General features: G+C 36.5%; 15 protein-coding genes. 13 read left to right on the top strand and 2 right to left on the bottom strand.

The window, feature by feature from the left end; translation table 11 throughout:
* Positions 1–59 precede the first annotated feature (59 nt).
* Positions 60–638, top strand: a complete 579-nt coding sequence (locus A0F92_RS15195) for a DsbA family protein (protein WP_068248216.1) — start codon at positions 60–62, stop codon at positions 636–638.
* 65 nt (positions 639–703) lie between these two features.
* On the opposite strand, the gene A0F92_RS15190 is transcribed toward A0F92_RS15195, so the two are convergent.
* Positions 704–2,578: a M1 family metallopeptidase gene (locus tag A0F92_RS15190; protein ID WP_068248213.1), complete on the bottom strand. Its 1,875-nt coding sequence runs from the start codon at positions 2,576–2,578 to the stop codon at positions 704–706.
* Between the two features lie 206 nt (positions 2,579–2,784).
* Between A0F92_RS15190 and A0F92_RS15185 the strand changes: the two genes are divergently transcribed.
* Entirely contained in the window at positions 2,785–4,770 is a 1,986-nt protein-coding gene (locus A0F92_RS15185) for a S9 family peptidase (protein WP_068248321.1), read from the top strand.
* A 79-nt stretch (positions 4,771–4,849) separates the two neighbouring features.
* Here A0F92_RS15185 and A0F92_RS15180 read toward each other — a convergent pair whose 3' ends face one another.
* On the bottom strand, positions 4,850–5,650 hold the full coding sequence (locus tag A0F92_RS15180) for an NIPSNAP family protein (RefSeq protein WP_068248318.1): 801 nt from the start codon (positions 5,648–5,650) through the stop codon (positions 4,850–4,852).
* A gap of 366 nt (positions 5,651–6,016) precedes the next feature.
* Between A0F92_RS15180 and A0F92_RS15175 the strand changes: the two genes are divergently transcribed.
* The 11 genes from A0F92_RS15175 to A0F92_RS15125 all read left to right on the top strand — a co-directional run bounded on the left by A0F92_RS15175 (position 6,017) and on the right by A0F92_RS15125 (position 22,749).
* Positions 6,017–6,883 (top strand): DUF4382 domain-containing protein, encoded by an 867-nt coding sequence (locus A0F92_RS15175; RefSeq protein ID WP_068248211.1) that lies wholly within the window; start codon positions 6,017–6,019, stop codon positions 6,881–6,883.
* Positions 6,884–7,063: 180 nt separating this feature from the next.
* Positions 7,064–7,267, top strand: coding sequence for a cold-shock protein (locus tag A0F92_RS15170; protein WP_068248209.1), 204 nt, complete (start codon positions 7,064–7,066; stop codon positions 7,265–7,267).
* Positions 7,268–7,495: 228 nt separating this feature from the next.
* On the top strand, positions 7,496–8,824 hold the full coding sequence (locus A0F92_RS15165) for a TolC family protein (protein ID WP_068248206.1): 1,329 nt from the start codon (positions 7,496–7,498) through the stop codon (positions 8,822–8,824).
* 18 nt (positions 8,825–8,842) lie between these two features.
* Positions 8,843–9,964 carry an efflux RND transporter periplasmic adaptor subunit gene (locus A0F92_RS15160; protein ID WP_068248202.1) on the top strand — a complete coding sequence of 374 codons (1,122 nt, stop codon included), beginning with the start codon at positions 8,843–8,845 and terminating at the stop codon, positions 9,962–9,964.
* A gap of 21 nt (positions 9,965–9,985) precedes the next feature.
* Complete coding sequence (locus A0F92_RS15155; protein WP_068248195.1) at positions 9,986–13,171, top strand: efflux RND transporter permease subunit; 3,186 nt, start codon at positions 9,986–9,988, stop codon at positions 13,169–13,171.
* A gap of 126 nt (positions 13,172–13,297) precedes the next feature.
* Positions 13,298–13,768: a nucleoside deaminase gene (locus tag A0F92_RS15150; protein WP_068248193.1), complete on the top strand. Its 471-nt coding sequence runs from the start codon at positions 13,298–13,300 to the stop codon at positions 13,766–13,768.
* 21 nt (positions 13,769–13,789) lie between these two features.
* Positions 13,790–14,611 (top strand): purine-nucleoside phosphorylase, encoded by an 822-nt coding sequence (locus tag A0F92_RS15145; protein ID WP_068248190.1) that lies wholly within the window; start codon positions 13,790–13,792, stop codon positions 14,609–14,611.
* 69 nt (positions 14,612–14,680) lie between these two features.
* On the top strand, positions 14,681–16,732 hold the full coding sequence (locus A0F92_RS15140; protein ID WP_068248188.1) for a putative porin: 2,052 nt from the start codon (positions 14,681–14,683) through the stop codon (positions 16,730–16,732).
* Positions 16,733–17,080: 348 nt separating this feature from the next.
* Positions 17,081–17,716: an HXXEE domain-containing protein gene (locus A0F92_RS15135; protein ID WP_068248186.1), complete on the top strand. Its 636-nt coding sequence runs from the start codon at positions 17,081–17,083 to the stop codon at positions 17,714–17,716.
* Between the two features lie 130 nt (positions 17,717–17,846).
* Entirely contained in the window at positions 17,847–18,236 is a 390-nt protein-coding gene (locus tag A0F92_RS15130; protein ID WP_068248185.1) for a hypothetical protein, read from the top strand.
* Positions 18,237–18,378: 142 nt separating this feature from the next.
* A complete protein-coding gene (locus tag A0F92_RS15125) occupies positions 18,379–22,749 on the top strand; it encodes a CusA/CzcA family heavy metal efflux RND transporter (protein ID WP_068248315.1) in 4,371 nt (1,456 codons plus the stop codon).
* Positions 22,750–22,766 lie beyond the last annotated feature (17 nt).

Below are 22,766 nucleotides of genomic sequence, written 5' to 3'. Positions count from 1 at the left end.
AAAATTCAGTAAAATAAGCTGATTTTAATTCATTTTTTTATCGTTTAAATTGTGTAATAATGGCAATGAAACCCAAAGAGGCACTCATAATTATTGAACCAAAAGATATATATGTAGGCAAAAATACTGCGCCTGTAACTTTAATGATGTTTGGTGATTATGAAAGCGATGCCTGTGCGGCTGCTAATGAAGTGGTAAAACAGGTATTGGAAAAATATCCGGATGATGTTAGATTAAATTTTAGACATTTCCCTTTAACCAATATTCATCAACGGGCTTTAAAAGCTGGTGAGGCAGCTATTGCAGCAGGACAGGAGGGTAAATTTTGGCCTATGCATAATTTACTGTTTCAGAACAGGCATAATTTGGGTACCATTACTTTAAAATCTTATGCAAGAGAAGCGGGTGTTACCAGTAAAGTATTTTTAGATGATTTGATGAACTCAACTTTTGGATGGCAGGTTCGTGGCGATATTAGTTATGGCCAGCAAAAAGGTGTAAAAGAAGTGCCCGCATTTTTTTTAAATGATGAACGTTATACCGAACCCATTACATTGGCCGGCTTTTCAAAAGCTATTGATGCAATTTTGGCTTTAGGAAATACTAAAACCAAAAAAGCTACTAAAAAAAGAGCTTAATCATACTTTATTTTTTAAAATGCCTGTGTTTCTAGGAGAATTGAACACAACAGGCATTTTTATTTTTATTGTGCCTGCCAACTATTGTCCTTTGTATTGGCATCCATAAATATACCTTCGTCAATTTTTACCGTTTGAATGTTTTTGTTGGTTTCAATAGCAATATTGGCTTGCTTTTCATTGGTTTTCCAAATAAAAGCATTTTGGTGTAAAGTATCTGTACTGCCATCTGTATAATTAACAATTAAATCAAACGGGGCATCAAATCCACCGATATTGTTAATGGTAACGGTATACCTCCTGCTGCTTTTGATAACATTTTGAATGGCCAAATCAATGTATCCGTTGGTAAAATACCAATTTTGCCAAAACCAATTTAAGTTTTGGCCTGATGCATCATTAAACGTGTTAAAAAAGTCCCATGGAATGGGGTGCTTACCGTGCCAACGATTCATATAGGTATGTAAACATTTTTTAAACAAATCATCACCCAGCATATCTTTAACAGCTAAATAGCTTAGCGATGCCTTTCCATAAGCATTATTACCATAGGCAACACCTCGCAAAATATTGGCAGGTGTAATAATGGGAATATCTTCTTCTGCCGATGGATCATTAATCCAACTACGCACTCTAAAACTTTTATAAAAATTTGCTGCAACTTTTGACCCTAAATCTGCCTGCCCAATCAGGTATTCAAAGGTAGTAGCCCAACCTTCATCCATAAAACCAAAGCGATTTTCATTAATGCCCATATAAAATGGAAAATAGGAGTGTGCAATTTCGTGTTCTGCTACAAAACGCGAAAAAACCGGGTCATCATTCGTACCGTCATTTACCATCATGGGGTATTCCATATCTGCATAACCTTGGCATACCGTCATTTTAGGAAAAGGATAAGGCACTCCGGGCCAGTTTTTTGAAAACCAGTCAATGGCATGATGAGCAAAGTTTACCATTTGATGGAAATCTTTTGCAGTATCGTTGTATGCCGATTGCACACTCACTCTTTCCCGGTTTGGGGCAACTGCAATACTGGCCGCATCCCAAACATAATGATCACTCACGCATAAAGCCATATCCGTGATGTTGTCTGCACTAAATTTCCAGGTATTGTTTTTTTGTTGTGTTACTTTTTCCTGCAACATTTCATTCAAAGTGGCAATAGAAATGGCAGAGTCTGTTTCCTGTGCCTGTTCTAACCGTTCAATGATATTAGGTGCCAGTACTTCTTTTGGATTATTTAAATTACCAGTTGCCCATACCACAAAATTTTTTGGTACGGTTACTTGTAAACGATAGTCATTAAAATCATTGTAAAATTCCTGCTGATCGGTAAAATCTTCTTTATCCCATCCATTGTAATCGTCATAAACAGCCACTCTTGGATAAAAATAAGCCAGATAAAAAGTGGTGGAATCAATCATACCTTCTCTGCCGCTTTCCAATGATGCATCATAATGCCAGTCAATATGCAATTGAACAGAATCTTTCGGCATTAATTTTTTGGGAAGGCGTAATGCCTGCCAGGTAGCATGATAATTGGGTTCCTGCCATTCTATTGTTTTACCATTTACGCTAACTTTATCAATATGTACACCGGATGTTAAGTAAGTAGCCGATGCATCATTATAGCGTAATGCGCCGGGTTTGTGAATATTTAAAATTAGTTTTATTATTAAATAAGGAAGTGAGTCGGGGCTGTTGTTAAAATATGTAATATCTTCTGAACCATGAACTGTTCTGGAAGGTGGGGCTACTTGTAGTGCAATTGCATAGTTCCCGGTATTTTGCCAGTAATGAATACCCGGCATGCCATTGGCCGATCGGGTTTGTTGTGTATAGACCTTTTTTATATTTCGAGGCATATATAATGGCTGTGCAAAAATTTGTATAATCAGCAGCATGGAACAAATAACCATGAAAGTTTTTTTCTGCATCTGAAATTTTTTAAAGATGAAAGTTATTTCATTCTATTCATTTTTCAGGAACGAAATTATATGAGTGGCATATGGCTTAACTATGTTTATAATATATTTACAACAAATTGCCTGCTTATTTATTAATGGTAAGAAATATTGCTGTATCAAAATTTGCCTGCCACAAACTAAAATTGTATTGATTACTTAAACAAAAATATATGCACATGAAAAAATGGTTGTTCACGCTCTTATTTTTGACAGGTGGCAGTTCGGTTGTAATGGCACAGTCATCATCAAAACGTAGTTTACTACCAACGGATATTTATCGGATAAAAAATGTATCAGATCCACAAGTATCGCCCGATGGGAAATGGATAGCCTATACCGTTAGTATGGCCGATAGTGCTAAAGATAGGCGCAATACAGATATCTGGATGGTGAGTTGGGATGGGCATCAGACTGTACAGCTTACCCATACACCTGAATCGGAATCAATGCCCAAATGGAGCCCGGATGGGAAATATCTTTCGTTTGTGTCAGCACGAATGGGAAATGCAATGGCGCAAATTTGGCTTTTAGACAGGCGTGGAGGTGAGGCAAAACAGATTACCCATTTAAAAGGAGATTTGGGTGAATATGTTTGGAGTCCGGATGGTAAACAAATTCTTTTAACCATGAAAGACCAGGATTTTTCTGATACAGCCTCTACAAAAACCAGAAAACCTTACGTAATAGATCGCTACCATTTTAAAGAAGATATTACGGGTTATTTAGACAACCGGCATACCCATTTATACTTATTTGATGTACAGGCCGAAAAGTTAGATACATTAACAAAGGGCCAGTTTGATGAAAGTGCTCCGGCTTGGAGTCCCGATGGTAAACGTATTGCTTTTGTAAGCAACAGAACGGCTGATCCTGATAAGAATGATAATACCGATATATGGTTGATGAATGCCGAAAAAGGAGCTTCTTTACAACAAGTAACTACTTGGCCGGGCAGTGATACGCGTCCAATATGGAGTCCCGACGGGCAATCGATTGCTTATTTACAATCCAGCAGCAATCAGGCTTTTACCATGTATGGACAGAGTATTTTAGCTGTAGTGTCTGCAAATGGAAGTTCACCCATTTTATTAACCACTGCTATTGACAGACCAGTTTCAAATCAGCAATGGGCCGCCGATGGCAAGTATATTTATTGTTTGATAACTGATAACAGAAAAAAATATCTTGCAAAGGTAGAACTGGCTACCCAAAAAATACAACCACTTGTGGAGGGTGAATTTTGTTTGGAAAGATTAAATATGAGTGATAATAAATCGCAAATGGCAGCGCTTTGGAGCGATCCCTATCATCCTTATGAAGTGGTAGTGATAGAAGGAAATGCCATGCACCAGATAACGCACATGAATGATGATTTTATGCAATCACTTGCCCTGGCTAAAGTAGAAGGCTTTACATCAGTAAGTAAAGATGGAACAAAAGTTCCCTGCCTGTTATTTACGCCTCCGGGTATGGATAATGCCACTAAGTTGCCTGCCATATTTTATATACATGGTGGCCCGGTAGCGCAAGATGACTATGCTTTTGATTTTACAAGGCAAGTTTTAGCAGCAGGCAATTTTGCTGTGATAGGTGTAAATTACAGAGGTAGTAACGGTAGTGGCTTGGCTTATATTAAAGCCATTTATGCAGATTGGGGTAATAAAGAAGTGATGGATATAACAGGCGCAGCAGATTATTTAATTAAAGCCGGAAAAATTGATGGAAACAGAATGGGAATTAGCGGTTGGAGTTATGGTGGTATTTCAACCAATTATACCATTGCTACCGATAACAGGTTTAAGGCAGCGGCCAGCGGTGCAGGCAGTTCCTTGCAATTAAGTATGTATGGCTTCGATCAATACATTACACAATACGAAACAGAATTAGGGAAGCCATGGGAACATCCTGAAAAATGGATGGCATTGTCTTATCCTTTCTTTCACGTAAACAAAATTAAAACACCAACATTATTTATGGCCAGTGAAAAAGATTTTAACGTACCTACCATTGGCGCAGAACAAATGTATCAGGCATTAAAATCAATTGGTATACCAACTGAATTGGTCATTTATCCGGGGCAACATCATGGTATTATCAAACCCTCTTATCAGGTTGATCGGTTAGAGCGGTATTTGGTATGGTTTAAACAATACTTACAATAGCTTACTATTGAAATAATCACAAAAAAACCTGATGCATTCTGCTCAGGTTTTTTTATGCAAATAGGTTAAAGTTTGTTGTTTAAAAATCTGAAAAAGATGTAGGATGCAGCAAATAAATATTAGCAGTAGAAACAGTATGCTGATATTCCGGTAAAGTAGATAATGTTTTCCAAGCCGGATTATCGCCAAATACTTTCCAATGTGCATCTCTGTCGGCTATATTATTAAATGTGGTCATGTACATTAAGTCGGGCATGTGGCAGCCTGATAAAACTTCTGCATAAAAAACTGCATTAAAATTGAGGCTTTTAAAAATATTGATTTCACCACCTTCATTAAACATTTTCACTTTTTGGTGATAGAAGGTTTCATTAGAACCCTCATAACTTCTTAATTCATAAATACGTTCGGTAAGTGGGCCAGTTAATTGAGGTAAGGCAAACGTTGGATGATCTTTAAATGCTCTTAGCACTATGGTTTCAATTCTCTGATAAGGAGGGGTGTTATAAGCAGCCTGCAAATAAGTTGTACCATTTTTTTGCAGGTTACCATCTTTTAATAATTCATCATCCAGCAACAATAGTTTTTGTACAACTGTATTTGGGATAAAAACATATACACGTTTGTCGGTAGCCGTATCGTTATCATATCTTGTAAATACGCCAATTTTTTCAAAACCATGTTGGTGTAAGGCAGGTAAATATGCTTTTTCTAAATAATCATTTACCATGTTTACCTGGTCAGTGCTTTTACAATGGTAAACTTTAATAAGGTAATAATCTTTTTTCTGTTTTTCTTTTTGTGCTTTCAATGAATTTGAAATTGCTGCAATAAAAAATAAAGACAAAGCCAGCATGCTTTTTTGAGCCAGTCGTTTCATATGGTTTGATTTATCAGTTACAAAATGGTAGCTATTGGATATTGGATATTGGTTATGATTGTGTTTGGTTTTGTAAGTACAATCAGGACTATCCATTTTTTAAATTCAGCCTGCAAGCTACATTTTGTAGTGCTCCGATGCAAGTACATTTCAATTATTCCTGCGTTTTGTTAAGCATTTCTGTTATTATTTGAGGAATATCAATTGTTGGGCTTATTTATACTGGATGAATTTTTAAGTTTTTTTTAAGCTCGTTTGGGCAACAAAATAACTGAACGGGTATCTTTTCATTAAATATTGGCTCGTTTTTTGGAAACAATAATTAAACTGTATCCATGTAATCATTTTTACTTAAAATTTTACGCAATGAAAAACAAAATCGGCATGGTTGGGCTGCTGTTATCAGCCATTTTTATTTGGGCTGCCTGCTCAAAAAGTAATTCAGTTCAGGTACCACCCGGTACACAACAGGTAAGTTTGTATATGACGGATGGCCCTGGTTTCTTTGATCATGTGTATTTAGACATTGATTCGGTTATGGTATTGGTAGACACATCCACCAATACCCGAAACAATGATACTACCAATTGGGATCATGTAGGGGAAGATGATGAGCACCATCATCCCGAAGGAAGTTTTGTTTGGGAAAATTTACACGTACAGCCGGGAGTTTATGATATTCTTTCTTTAAGTAATGGCGTAGATACGCTGTTGGCATCTGCTAATATTAAGGCCGGTTCTATCCGCTTAATTAGAATTAATCTGGGCACCAGAAATTCATTGGTTAAAAACAGTGTAACATACCCATTAAATCTTTTGCCGGGTTCAAAAGGTTATGTATTAATACAATTAAAAGGAGATGAATGGGATGAATACCAGCCCGGTGCATCCAGACTTTGGTTAGATTTTGATGTAGCCAGATCTGTTGTTCAGTGGAATAATCAGTTTTATTTGAAACCCGTTTTCCATTTCTTTACTGAAGCTACTACAGGTAGTATTGCAGGTGCTGTATTGCCCTACAATGCCTATCCGGTGTTAAGCATTTACAGTGGTACCGATACGGCCTATGCATTGCCCAATAAAAAGGGACAATTTAAAGTGCGTGGTTTAAAAAGCGGTTCGTACAGCGTTTTCATCAACGCATCCAATGGGTATAAAGACACTACTATCAATAATATTAACATCAACGGAGCAAATAATGTAAATATTGGCGTTATTCAACTACATCAATAAGTTCCTCTTGAAAATCAATCCCCAGCATCGGAGCAGCTTTGCTCTGGTGCTTTTTTGTAAAATAAATGCCAATATTGAATACCATCTTCAACATATATTTCAATATTCATGGAATTTAATTAGGCTATCAGTAAAATAAGCATTACCTTGCAGGCATTATTTTATTTTTTAAATTTTACAATGAACACAAAAATTCAAGGAACTGTAAAGTTCTTTAACGAAGAAAAAGGTTTTGGATTTATCAAACATGACGATTCAAACAAAGAAACTTTTGTACATGCCAATGGTTTAATTGACCAGATTGAAGCAAACGACAAAGTTGAATTTGATGTACAGGAAGGCCGTAAAGGTTTGAACGCTGTTAATGTTAAAAGAATAGTATAAAAGTATATCTATTTACAACCTTACCAAGGCCGGTAGCAACATTGCTGCCGGTCTTTTTTTTTGATATGTGTCAAACATCCATTTAAATAATTGTTTGTTTTTTTAGTGTTTAAACTTTTAACTTCGCACTCCTTTCACCAATTCCCCGGTTATAATTATTGCAAAAAGAAAAATCAATAAGTATCTTTCTAAAAAAGCTACATTTAATATATGAAATTAAAATAAAATATGAATCGAATATTTTTATTACTTTTTTTGTTAGTATCCAGTATTGGGCCTAATAAAGCTCAGGCGCCATTAAAAGCGACTGCTGCAGATACACTGGCGCAGGCAACATTACAGTCTTGCGTTCAATATGCTTTGCAACACCAACCCATTGTGCAGCAATCATTAATTGACGAACAAATTGTAGATAAAACCATTCAAACCAAATTAGCCGATTGGTATCCACAAATTAGTATGAACTATTATATTCAGCACAACTACCAATTACCTGCATTTTATTTTGGTGGGAATTATGTACGCAATGGTACTTATAATGCATCTAATCTGGGTTTAACACTTACCCAAAATATCTTTAACAGAGATGCGTTATTAGCCAGCCAAACAGCACAACAGGTAAAAAAGCAGGTAAGGCAAAATACTGTTAGTAATAAAATTGATGTTACCGTAAATGTGAGCAAGGCATTTTATGATGTGTTATTAACGCAAAAACAAGTGCAGGTGTTAGACCAGGCTATTATTCGTTTGCAGAAAAATGTGCAGGACTCTTATCATCAATACGAAGCGGGTATTGTAGATAAAACCGATTATAAAAGAGCTACCATTTCATTAAACAATACCATAGCACAACGTAAGCAGGTTTTTGATTTGGTAAAAGCAAAATCTGTTTATTTAAAAGAGTTAATGGGATATCCTGATTCAGCAGATTTACATTTAAGTTATGATACCACTGCCATGGAAAAAGATGCGTTTATAGATACTTCTGTAAATGTATTTTTCGAAAATAGAATCGAATATCAGCAATTGGTTACCCAGCAAAAGTTACAGCAGGCCAATTTAAAATATTATAAATGGGGATTCATTCCCACCATCTCTGCTTATGGTATTTATAATTTCAACTATTTAAATAATGATTTTGGAAAATTGTACAACCAAAATTTAGGTAACTCAAATATTGGATTGCAATTATCTGTTCCAATTTTTCAGGGAAATAAACGTGTGAACCAAATCAAAGAAGCGCAATTACAAATAGATCGTTTAAACTGGGATGTTGTAGCTTTGAAAAGCCGCGTAAATACTGAGTATGCAACAGCACTGGCCAATTACAAAGGCAATCTTGCCAATTATGTTGCATTGAAAGATAATTTGTCGCTTGCCAATGATGTGTATGAAACCATCCAACTCCAATACAATTCCGGAATTAAAACTTATTTAGATGTTATTGTTGCTGAAAGTGATTTACGCACTGCACAGTTAAACTATTATGATGCGCTTTATCAATTGTTGGAAAGTAAAATCGATGTTGAAAAAGCTTTAGGTACTATTAAAAATTAAAAATATAAATATTTTTATATGAACAATTCGCTACGTTTTATTTTGGTATATTTTACAGGATTAGTTTTAATGGCATCCTGCACCAACAAACCGCAGCAACAACAAGCACCGCCACCCGTTGCTGTTAACACTTACCAGGTACAAAAAGGTTCGGCCGTATATTATGATAACTATCCTGCCACTGTTGCAGCACTCAACGAAATTGAATTGCGTGCACAGGTTACCGGATATATAAAAGGTATTTTTTTTAATGACGGACAACATGTTTACAAGGGTCAGAAGTTGTATGATATTGACCATGAAACCTATCAGGCTGCTTATAATCAGGCAGTAGCCAATATGAATGTGGCTTTGGCTAATTTAGACAAGGCACAGCAAGATGCCGACCGTTATACCGAACTGCTAAAGAAAGATGCCATAGCCCGTCAGGTAGTTGATCATGCCATTACAGATTTACAGGCTGCAAAAATGCAGGTAGCAGCTTCAAAAGCAGCAGTTGCAAGAGCAGAAACCGATCTGAAATTTTCTGTTTTATATGCACCTTTTGATGGTACCATTGGCATTTCGCAGGTAAAAATGGGTACACTTATTTCGGCCAATCAAACTTTATTGAATACAATATCTTCAGACAATCCGATGGCAGTTGATATTGCTGTAGATCAAAGCCTGATACCCCGCTTTGCTGCATTAAAAGCACATCCTGCACCGGCTTCAGATTCTATGTTTACCATGAACTTTAATGACCAGTCTGTATATCCTTTACCCGGTACACTTAGTTTTATTGACAGGGCAGTAGATCCCCAAACCAGTACCATTCGTGTTCGATTCATCTTCCCCAATAAAGACAATATGCTAAAACCCGGAATGAGCTGTAATGTTCGGGTAAAGAACAATAATCCATTGCAACAATTTTTACTCATTCCATTTAAAGCAGTGGTAGAGCAAATGGGCGAATATTTTGTGTTTGTACTGAGTGCCAACCAAACTGTTAAAGAACAGAAAATTGCTTTAGGTCAACGCATCAATGATAAAATTGTGGTTCGTTCCGGTTTAAAAGAAGGTGATGCCATTGTAATAGATGGGGTACAAAAATTAAGAGATGGTGCAAAAGTTCAATTAGCTGCACCTCAGACTCACTAAACAAATAATTTAGAGAATATTATGATTGCAAATACATTTATAAAACGCCCGGTTACGGCAATTGTTATATCTATTGTAATTGTGTTATTGGGCGTTTTGGCTATTTTAAATTTACCCATAAGTCAATATCCCGATATTACACCTGCAACGGTTCAAATTACCGGAATCTTTAATGGGGCAGATGCACAAACCGTTGAACAAACTGTAACTACACCTATTGAAACGCAGGTAAACGGTACACCCGGAATGGCTTATCTGCAAAGCAATAGTACCAGCGATGGGCGCACCACCATTAATGTAGTATATAATGTAGGAGCCGATGTAAATATTGGTGCACTTGATGTACAAAACAGAGTGGGTATTGCCACACCACAATTGCCCGATGATGTAAAGCGACTGGGTCTTACTACCCGTAAAAGAAATCCCAGTATTTTAATGCTGGTAGCTATGTACTCGCCCAATGGCACACATAGCGTAACTTTTGTAGATAACTATGCCAACATATTTGTACGCGATGCATTGTTGCGTGTAAAAGGGGTGGGCGATATTTTTACCCGTGCCGATGATTTTAGTATGCGTATTTGGTTGCAACCCGATAAAATGGCGCAGTTAGGGTTAACCACTACTGATGTGTTGAATGCATTGCAGGATCAGAACCTGCAAATTGCTGCCGGTTCTGTGGGCGCTCCTCCACAAAGTAAAGATCAGTCGTTTGAGTACAACGTGTTTACCAATAGCAGGTTAAGTACCGAAGATCAGTTTGCACATATTATTGTTCGCAGTAAACCATCTGATGGGTCATTGGTGTATTTAAAAGATGTAGCCCGTATACAATTGGGTAAATTCAGTTATGCCAGCAATTCATTTGTAGATGGTAAAAGAGCTTCTTATTTACTGGTATACCAGGCGCCGGGCAGCAATGCATTGGAGACTGCGCAGGGTGTATATAATGCCATGAATCAGTTGCGGCAGTCTTTTCCGAAAGATGTAGATTATACCGTTCCATTTGAATCTGTTTCTGTTGTAAAAGTATCGATTGATGAAGTGGTAAAAACTTTATTAGAAGCGTTGGCATTGGTTACTTTGGTTGTATTCTTATTCCTGCAAAGCTGGCGTGCTACTTTAATTCCGGTATTGGCCATTCCTGTTTCTATTATTGGCACATTTGCATTTTTTGTACCCTTAGGGTTTACCATTAATACATTAACCATGTTTGGTTTTGTACTGGCCATTGGTATTGTGGTAGATGATGCCATTGTGGTGGTAGAAGCTGTGCAGCACTATATTGATCAAGAACATTTAACGCCCAAAGAGGCTACTGCACGTGCCATGAAAGATATATCGGGTCCGGTAGTGGCCATTGCTTTAATTCTGGCAGCAGTTTTTATTCCTGTTGGTTTTATACCCGGTATTGTTGGGCGTTTGTACCAGCAATTTGCCATCACCATTGCAATTTCTGTGTTAATTTCTGCATTTGTTGCATTGTCATTAACACCTGCCCTTTGTTCACTGATGTTGCGACCTATGGACTTAAACAAAAAATCAAGAGGTATTAATCAGTTCTTTTTCCGTTTTAATGAATGGTTTAGAAGAACAACAGCTAAATATACCATTGGTGTAAGAAAGGTAATTAAATGGGCACCTTATACAATGGTATTGCTAGTTTGTATTTTTGTTGGAACTGCCATTTTGTTTAAAAACAAACCCACCGGCTTTATTCCTACTGAAGATGAAGGCCGTATTTATATTACGTTTGAGTTACCGGAAGCCAGCTCAACCACCCGAAGTTTAGATGTATTAAACCGGATGATGGGAATTTTAAAAGAGGTTCCCGGAGTAGGTCATTTTGCGGCTTTAGGCGGATTAAACGTAGTAACATTTGCCACCAAATCAAACAGTGGAACCATCTTCTGTCAATTAAAACCTTGGGATCAACGTACCGATAAATCACAACAAATTAAATCCATCATTGCAACGCTTCAAAAACGCTTTGCCGTTATCAAAGAGGCAAATATTGTGGTAATTCAGCCACCTGCCATTCCAGGTTTGGGGCAAACTGCCGGTTTTACTTTTGAATTAGAGCAACGAGAAAGCACCGACGATATTAAAACCTTTGAAAAAGTGGTGCAGAATTTTGTAATGGCTGCCAATAAAAGGCCGGAAATAGCCAGGGCATTTAGCTTCTTTACTGCTAGAACTCCGGGTTATAAGGTAGATGTTGATCGTGAAAAATGTCAAAAATTAGGAGTTTCTATTGCAGATGTATACAATACCTTGCAAACATTTCTGGGAAGTCGTTATGTAAATGATTTTACCATTTATGGCAGAAATTTTCACGTAGTGGCTCAGGCAGATTCCTTATATCGTGGTGATATTAAAGACCTGAATCAGTATTATGTAAAAAATCAGGCAGGTACTTTGTTGCCGATGAGTACTTTAATCACCTATCAGCTTACGGAAAGTGCACCGCTTATTTCGCATTACAATCTATTTAGAACGGCCGAAATTAATGGTACACCCAAAGAAGGGTATAGTAGTGGACAGGCCATTGATGCATTAAAAGACGTAGCTGCACAAGTATTGCCTGCAGGCTATGGTTATGAGTTTTCTGGTTTAAGCCGCGAAGAAATTAATGCTGGCAACAGTACAGTGTATATATTTAGCTTATCTATTTTATTTGTATTTCTGTTTTTAGCAGCTTTATATGAAAGTTGGAGCATCCCATTTTCGGTATTGCTGGCGGTACCCATTGGTGCTTTTGGTGCCATTTTAACGTTAACATTTATTCCAAGGCTCGATAATAATGTATATGCGCAAATTGGCTTGGTAACCCTCATTGGTTTGGCTGCTAAAAATGCCATTTTAATTGTTGAGTTTGCTAAAGAAAGGGTAGATGGAGGCATGGATATTGTACCGGCAACGCTGGAAGCGGTTAAGTTAAGGTTGCGTCCTATTTTAATGACTTCAATGGCTTTTATTTTAGGAGTATTGCCTTTGGCTTTTGCAACCGGTGCCGGCGCGATCGCCCGTTCTACCATTGGATTTACCGTGTTGGGTGGTATGCTGGCTGCCACTTTACTGGCTATTTTTATAGTACCTGTTTTATTTGTGCTGATTGCTAAGATAGCTTATGGCAAACAGAAATTAGAAGCATTGCGTAGGCAACGTTTAGATGAAATAAATGATCTGCCCAAAGCTAATATATAGGTTAAAATAAATAATCCATCTTCTTGCAACAGCCTTACTTTCGGTTAAGGCTGTTGTTGTTTTATCCACTTTTTTTCCCTTATTAAAAAATATGTAATATCCTTGCAGCTGCTAAAACAAGTGTACATGAGTGCTTTGCATTATATGAGAGAAGCCATTAAAGTAGGTTTGGAAGGAATGATGGCTAACCAGGGTGGACCATTTGGCTGTGTAATTGTGAAAAATGGCGAAATTATTGCCCGGGGTTGCAATAAGGTATTGTTGTTAAACGATCCTACCGCACATGCCGAAGTAACAGCCATTCGGGAGGCTTGTAAAGTATTGAACGATTTTCAGCTTACCGACTGCGAAATTTATACTACCTGCGAACCATGCCCCATGTGCATGGGTGCTATTTATTGGGCAAGGCCTAAAAAAGTATATTATGCCAATACAAGGGAAGACGCGGCAGCCATTGGATTTGATGATTCATTTATTTACCATGAATTAACGCTGCCGGTTGATCAGCGTAAAATAGTAATGGAATGTATAGGTAGAAACGAAGCCATTGCTATGTTTGAAGCCTGGCAACAAAAAGACAAAAAAACATTGTATTAATACTTTTCAAATTTTATAATAATGAACAATTTAATGAGCGAGTTACAGGAAGCAGTTGCATATATTATGTCACAAACAAACATTACAGCTAAAGTGGGTATAGTTTTAGGCAGTGGTCTTGGTAATTTAGCCAATTTAGTAGAAGCTGAAAAAGAAATTCCTTATACACAAATTCCGCATTTTCCTGTTAGTACCGTAAAGGGACATGGCGGTAAATTAATTATTGGAAAACTAAAAGGAAAGCCTGTTATTGTTATGGCAGGTCGTTTTCATTTTTATGAAGGCTATGTTCCACAGCAAGTGGTTTTTCCTATTCGGGTAATGAAGTTGTTGGGAGTTGAAACCCTTTTACTCTCCAATGCTGCCGGAGCTGTGAACCCCGATTATAAAGTAGGGGATTTAATGATTTTAAAAGACCATATTAGCTTTTTTACTGCCAATCCATTAATAGGTCCCAATGAAGAGGCTTTGGGTACCCGCTTTCCCGACATGAGTGAACCTTATTGTAAAGTACTTATTGAAAAAGCAATTCAAATTGCAAAAGAAAACAATATTGAATTGCATCAGGGGATTTATACGGCTGTTACCGGACCTACTTTTGAAACACATGCCGAATACCAACTTATTAAAATTGTTGGCAGTGATGTAGTGGGAATGAGTACTGTTCAGGAAACCATTGCCGCAGTGCATGCAGGTATGAAAGTATTTGCAGTAAGCGTAGTAACCGATTTAGGAATTCGTCATGAAGATAACATCATTACCCACGAAGAAGTATTACAAGCCGCCAAAGCTGCAGAACCTAAGCTTAGCTTGTTGTTTATGGAGTTAATTCAACAATTATAATACAAGTGTGTATGGATTATAAAGGTTCTTTTAATGCTTTAGCTTTAATTTGCACATCATTTAGTTAGCATGAACAGATTGGCAGCAGTAAAAATAATTTTTTTATGGATGGCTTTCATCAGCTTTGCAACGCTTGCTGCTGCTCAACAACAATATGGTCAATCAGGCCGATTTAGCGGTGGCAATGCTGGAAATATTTCTTATGATAGAAATGGCAGACCCATTCCCAATCAACCCAAACAAGATTCTTTACAGCATCGCGATAAATATGCGGATTCCATCACTATTTTTTACAGGCATTTCGACTCTACCCGTATTCGTAAAATAGATTCTTCTTTAAATGATTTTACAAAGCGCTTCCCACAACCTTACAATTATTATACGTTAGGCAATTTTGGAACTGCATCGCATTCCCTGTTGTTTTCTCCCATCATGCAATCCGGTTGGGATGCCGGTTTTCATCAGTTTGATATTTATAATTTTACATTAGAAAATACAAAAATATTTCAAACCACACGTCCATACACAGAAATAGCTTATTTATTGGGCAATAAATCAGAACAGTTACTCGATTTTATGCATACGCAAAACCGAAAAAGTAATTTCAATTTTTCTTTTGAATATCGGTTTACAAATGCACCCGGTACCTATAAAAATCAAAATGCCAGTAATAATAATTTACGGTTTACCACTCATTATCAATCGCCGAATAAACGCTACGAAAATTACTTCATTTTTCTTTCCAATAAAAATGCATCCTCTGAAAATGGGGGTTTAAAAAACCCAGGTAAAATTGATAGCCTTGCGCTCAACAATCCATATGAATTGGAAACCAGATTGGGTATTGCCGGTATTGCCAATCCCAACCCATTTAGTACAACTGTTAGTACGGGTAATGTATATAAGCAAAATACTTATTTGTTTAGGCAACAATACGATTTTGGCAAGAAGGATTCATTGGTAACTGATTCTGTTACTTATAAGTTGTTTTATGCTCGTTTGCGTTTACAACAAACACTCATTATTAAAAGTAGTAGTTATAATTATTATGACAACAATGTAATTGATTCGCAATACCAGCAATATTTTAATTTCAGCACCATACGCGACAGTTTAAGTTATAAAGATGCCTGGAGTAATATCACCAACGAGCTTGCCGCCATTACATTTCCCGATAAAAACAATCAAAGTCAGTTTTTTAAAGCAGGTTTAGGTATCCAGCTATTAAAAGGAACATTTACAGATACACTCAATACACGAACGCAAAATTATCATAATATTTATTTGTTGGGTGAATACAGAAACAGAACCCGAAATCAAAAATGGGATGTAGAGGTATCTGGTAAATTATTTCTGAATGGGTATAATAGTGGCGATTATCATGCTTTCATAAGTCTGCAAAGAGAATTAAGTAAACGGTTGGGAACATTGGCATTAGGTTTTCAAAATACAAACAGAACACCTTCTTTTATTTTCGATCCTGCTACTGCATTCCCGGTGAGTGATAAGCAGAATTTTTCAAAAGAAAATATTACTAAATTATCTGCTATTTATGATAATCCGAAAGCGGCGTTTACTTTAAGTGGTGAATATTATTTGATGAATAATTACACTTATTTTGATAGTTTCTTTGTGGCTACACAGGATAAAAATTTATTCAATTTTATTCATGTAAGTGCTGAGAAGAAATTTAAACTCACAAAGCATTGGAATTGGTATACCGAAGTACATTTACAACAGGTAACCGGAAAGGCTCCTATTCATGTACCTTTTTTATTAACCAGAAATCGACTGGCTTTTGAAGGTAATTTTTATACCAACTTATTTCTTTCTACAGGTATTGAAGTAAGGTACTATTCAAATTTTAAAGCCGACAATTATTCCCCTTTTACTGGCCAGTTCTTTTATCAGTCTGCTTACACAACAGCTAACCGACCGGATGTGAATTTGTTTTTCCATTTTAGAATTAAAGGCTTCAAAGGATTTATTCGGTTAGAAAACATCAATACCATCAACCCTTCCAAAGGGTTTACCTTCAATAAATACAATTTTATTACACCACTTTATCCTGAAAGGCCTTTATGGTTTCGATTTGGGGTATGGTGGAATTTTGTAAATTAGTAGTTGACTGAAACTGTAACATACTTTCACTTTTATTTTTTGAAAGACGCTAATATCAATCAATAAAAAATTGCTTGCATACTTGAATTTTTATTTGTAACTTTTGTTCTGATACTAAAGTTTTAGACAGGCATTTATTTTTCTGTTTGTAAAAAATTGATTGCTTTTTATAGATTTAATTTGGTCATTCACCTTCAGTGCATTTTAATTTTTTTTTAATTATCTACTGTAAGCGTTTGCAGTTAAGGTTTTGAGTGTATAAAATATTTATTTATATGTTAAATGGTATGGTTATTGGACTTATAAAATTAGCTATATCAATATTTTTTCACCCCTAAATTTTATCTTATGTTAGAATTTTTTAGAAGAAAATGGTTTGATGTGGGTGCCGTTTTATCAGTTGTAGTGTTGAAGGGTATTTTCATGGAAATTAATAAAATATCAGATGTTACACTCGCTATCTGGGTTGGTTTTGCATCATTGTTATTGCACCAGTTTGAAGAGTATCACTGGCCGGGTTATTTCCCACAAATGATTAATAAGGTATTGTACAAAAGCAAACTGCCAGATAGTTATCCATTAAACCCCAATGGCGCTTTTATAATGGATGTGGGTGTGCAGTGGACTACCTTTATTATTGCCGGTTTTTTTTCAGTATCTGCTGTTTGGTTGGGTATTGCAGTAATGCTGTTTTTATTTGGTAATTTTATAATGCATACTTTTTACTACAATATCAAAGCTAAAACCAAATATAACCCGGGTATGGTAACCGGTATCGTTTTTTTAATGCCTGTTTCTATTTTTTATTTTTGGGCTTTAATTTCTGAACATGCTGCCGGTGTTTGGGATTATGTAATTGGCCTTCCTTTAGGTCTTATTTTCATCTTTGTAAATTTCGTTAAGTTAATTGATTGGATGAAGAATAAAAATGTGCATTTTAAATTCAGAAAAGGAGCCACTTATTCATCAAAATCAACAAACTAATGGCAGGTTTATCCTACTTGCCGGGTAAATTAAAAATATGTATATTATTGTATAAGAATGGGCCGGATTGCAATGATCCGGCTCTTTATTTAAAATAAATGCGTAAATTGCACATGTTTTAGTACCAATAATGAAAAAAATTGCAGCAATATTTTTAATACTTATTTTCCTGTTTGGGGCAACCGAAGCTTATCAGTTACTCAAACTGCCTTTATTGGTGCAGCACTACATACAGCATCGTTCAGAAGATCCCGATATTTCTTTTATTTCTTTTTTAAGAATTCATTACAATAAGAAATTGGTGATTGATGCAGACTGGCAGCAAGATCAACAATTGCCTTTTAAAACACAGCAGTCTGCTAATGCGTTTATGTTTGGTTTTGTAAGTATGCCTTCACATCCTATTTCTGTTCAGTCTGCCCCGCCTCCATTTGTTCAAAAAACTTTTATAATCGATAAAGATCCGGAATACTCCTTCACCCGCTTACAGGATATTTTTCAGCCTCCCAAATTAGCATAATACACAGCAATTTTTATCATAAAAATTGTAGTGCTCTATTTTATTTCATCTACATCACTTTCATGTTGGTATACTGTTATTGTAATTAAACGGTACCAGCTTGTTGTAGGTTATTCTAAATGTTTAAATGTATGTGTTTATTATGCTACAAGCTATTATACAATTTTCTGTAAGAAATAAACTGATTATTGGATTACTGTTATTTGCATGGATTGGATATGGCGTTTATTCGGTTACCAAATTACCGATTGATGCAGTACCGGATATTACTAATAATCAGGTTTTAATCATTACTTCTGCGCCGAGTTTGGGTGCTCCGGATGTAGAACGATTAATTACGGTGCCCATTGAACAGGCAACCCGCAATGTGCCCGGTATTGCCGAGCAAAGAAGTTTTTCTCGTTTCGGTTTAAGTTTGGTAACAATTGTGTTTGATGATAATACCGATTTGTACTGGGCACGTCAGCAAATCAGCGAACGTTTGGTAAAGGTACAATCGCAAATTCCCCCCGGCATTGCGACACCCGAATTGGGGCCGGTTACAACAGGTCTTGGAGAAATATTTCAATATGTTGTTAGGCCAAAGCCGGGATATGAGGGAAAATATTCTTTGGCAGATTTGAGAGATATTCAAGACTGGATTGTGCGTCGCCAATTATTAGGTACAGATGGGGTTGCAGATGTAAGCAGTTTTGGTGGAAAGGTGAAGCAATATGAAGTTGCTGTGAATACAGATAAATTAAAGAGTTTTCAGTTAACCATTGCCGATGTGTTCAAGGCTATGAATGCCAATAATCAAAATACAGGTGGCGCTTATATTGAGAAAGGCCCTAATGTTTTATTTATTCGAACGGAAGGATTAGTGCAAACACTGGATGATATTAAACACATTGTAGTAAAACAAACAGATAACGGAATACCTGTTTTAATTAGTGATGTAGCCGATGTAAGATATGGAACAGCTATACGATACGGAGCAACTGTTTTTAATGATAAAAGTGAAGTAGCCGGTGCGGTGGTGATGATGCTAAAGGGTGGAAATAGCAACCAGGTAATTGGCAATATAAAAAAACGTATTAAAGAAATTGAAAAGTCATTGCCCGAAGGTGTGATGATAGAACCTTTCTTAGACAGAACAAAAATGGTGAATAACGCCATTAGCACCGTTGAAAAAAACTTAGAGGAAGGCGCGTTAATTGTACTGTTTGTGCTAATTGTTTTTTTGGGAAACTTACGTGCCGGCCTTATTGTAGCTTCTGTTATTCCATTGAGTATGCTGTTTGCTGTTGTAATGATGAATTTTTTTGGTGTTAGTGGCAATTTAATGAGTTTAGGTGCACTCGATTTTGGTTTGTTGGTAGATGGAGCGGTAATTATAGTTGAGGCTGTGATGCATAAAATTGTGCATTCACATGCATATATCAATGCAACGAAATTGAATCAGCATCTAATGGATAAAGAAGTGGAATCATCAGCAGGTAAAATGATGAGTTCTGCTGCATTTGGGCAAATTGTAATACTGATTGTTTATTTACCCATACTTAGTTTGCAGGGAATAGAAGGAAAAATGTTTAAGCCAATGGCAGAAACGGTTTCCTTTGCTATTTTGGGTGCGTTTATTTTATCGCTTACATATGTGCCAATGATTACTTCATTGTTACTGAGTAAAAAAGTGAAGCACAAAAAAAACTTTTCTGATAAAATGATAATGCGTTTGCAGCAATGGTACAAGCCTGTTTTGATTAAAGTTTTAAAAGTTCCTAAAACCATTGTTGCCATTAGTTTTATATTTTTTATAGTGGCGGTATGGTTGCTTACTACATTGGGTGGCGAGTTTATCCCAAAATTAGAAGAAGGTGATTTTGCCGTTGATACCCGCTTGTTAACGGGCTCTTCATTAACCAACACCATTGCTACTACCGAAAAAACTGCAAGCGTATTGTTGCATCAATTTCCCGAGGTAGAAAAAGTAGTTACCAAAATTGGTTCCGGCGAAATTCCAACCGATCCAATGCCGGTAGAGGCTGCTGACATGATGGTAATTCTGAAAGATAAAAAAACATGGACCAGCGCTAAAACATTTGATGAACTGGCTGAAAAAATGAGCAGAGCCTTAGAGGAGGTTCCGGGTGTGGCTACCGGTTTTCAATTTCCGGTGCAAATGCGTTTTAATGAATTGATGACGGGCGCCAGGCAAGATGTAGTATGTAAAATTTTTGGGGATGATTTAGACTCACTGGCTCATTTTGCAGGTGCATTGGGCAATATCATTCAATCGGTTAAAGGTGCTCGTGATTTATATGTGGAAACAGTTACCGGCGTTCCGCAAATTGTGATTCATTACAACAGGGAAGCCATTGCAAAATATGGTGCCAATATTGCTGACATAAATATGGCGGTGCAGGCAGCTTATGCCGGTGCCACAGCAGGATTGGTATTTGAAGGAGATAAACGTTACGATTTAGTGATTCGGTTAGATAAGAATCAGAGAGAAAGTATCAGCAATATTGGTAACCTGCAAATTGGTGTTGCAAATGGGTTGCAGATTCCGTTGAATAATTTGACAAGTATTGAAGTAAAAGATGGTCCTTATCAAATACAACGTGAAGATGCCCACCGTAGAATTACTGTTGGTTTTAATGTACGGGGCAGAGATGTAGAGAGTATTGTAAATGAATTACATGCAAAGGTGGAAAAACAATTAAAATTTCCACCGGGCTTTTATATTACTTATGGTGGGCAATATGAAAATCTGCAAAGAGCCACTAAACGGTTAAGCATTGCTGTACCCATTGCGTTGATTTTAATTTTATTAATGCTCTACTTTGCTTTTCAGAATTTAAAATATGCCTTACTTATTTTTTCTGCCATTCCACTTTCTGCTATTGGTGGTGTATTTGCGCTATGGTTAAGAGGTATGCCATTTAGTATTTCTGCAGGTGTAGGATTTATTGCATTGTTTGGTGTTGCGGTATTAAATGGAATTGTTTTAATAGGAGAAATGAATCGTTTGAAAGTAGAAGGCCGAAAATCAATCATTCAAATTATTATTCAGGCAACACAAATCAGGTTACGACCGGTATTAATGACTGCCTCTGTTGCGTCACTAGGGTTTTTGCCAATGGCTTTAAGCAATGGTGCAGGTGCTGAGGTACAACGACCTTTGGCCACTGTAGTAATAGGTGGATTATTAACGGCAACCTTATTAACATTGTTAGTATTGCCATCATTGTATTTGTTGTTTGAAACAAAAAAGAAACCAATGAAACACATACAAAAAAATAAATTGCCTGGTGCATTATTGTTGTTACTATTATTTAGTGCGCCATTTTTACATGCGCAAACAACTGTAAAAAAAGCTTCTTTGCAGGAAATAACAGACCTGGCTTTGCAAAATGCACCTGCATTAAAAGTTTCATTATTGCAGGAAAAGTATAATAAAATAATGGAGGCAACTTCAGCTGAATTGCCGAAAACGCAACTGAATGCAGAACTGGGTAATTATAACAGCATGTTTTTTGATTCGAGAATTATGGTAACTCAAAACTTTGCTTTACCTGGATATTATGCCTCTGTTAAAAAATTGCTTATGACCAATACGGCTATTGCTCAGACACAAACAACCTTGCAAAAAGCAGAAATTAAAAAATTGGTAGAACAACTCTATGTTACATTACAGTATCAAACAGCTCAACTGCAATTGCTGAAAAGGTTAGATAGTATTTATCGTTTTTATAAAAATGTGGCAACACTTCGTTATAATAAGGGTGAAAGCAATTTGTTGGAAAAAACGACCTTGGAAAACACAGCCGGTCATGTAAGCATGAGTTTGGAACAAATAAAAGCTGATATTCTTTCAACACAATTACAATTGCAAATATTTACACAACAAAATGTATTGATTGAGCCTGCTGATAGTTTGGCTGCTACACCACTTTTGTTGGATAGTGCTAAATTAGCGCAACACCCGTATGTGCATTTATACCAACAGCAGCAGCAACAGGCATTGATGCAAACTAAATTAGAGAAAGCCAAATTGAAACCCGATTTTGTGATTGGTTATAACAATCAGTCTATTGTTGGCTGGCAACTTTCTAAAGACAGGGTGGAGGATTATTATAATGCATCCTCACGTTTCTCCTCTTTTTCTTTGGGTATGGGCATTCCGCTGTTTGCAAAAGCACAACATGCCCGTATTCAGGCAGCCTCAATTAATGAACAAACTGCAAAAGCAGCAATTGTTTCTATTGAAAATCAATTGTCTGGTGCTTATCATAAATATGCACAGTTGTACAAAAAGTATTTTTCATCTGTACAATATTATCAAACAAAAGGTTTGGCGCAGGCTAATGTTTTAATGCAAACTGCTTCATTGCAATATCAATCGGGTGCCATCAATTATATTGAGTGGAGTACACTTGTTGCACAGGCCATTGCTTTGCAAAATGATTATTTAAGTGTACTGTATAATCAGCAAATGGCTGTTTCAGAAATCCATTATTTGCTGCAGTAAATGGAGATAAAAATAAT

The organism is Hydrotalea flava (assembly GCF_001623405.1).
Classification (GTDB): Bacteria; Bacteroidota; Bacteroidia; order Chitinophagales; family Chitinophagaceae; genus Hydrotalea; species Hydrotalea flava.
The sequence above is the reverse complement of the archived record's forward strand: the minus strand, read 5'-3'. Positions and strand labels throughout refer to the sequence as shown.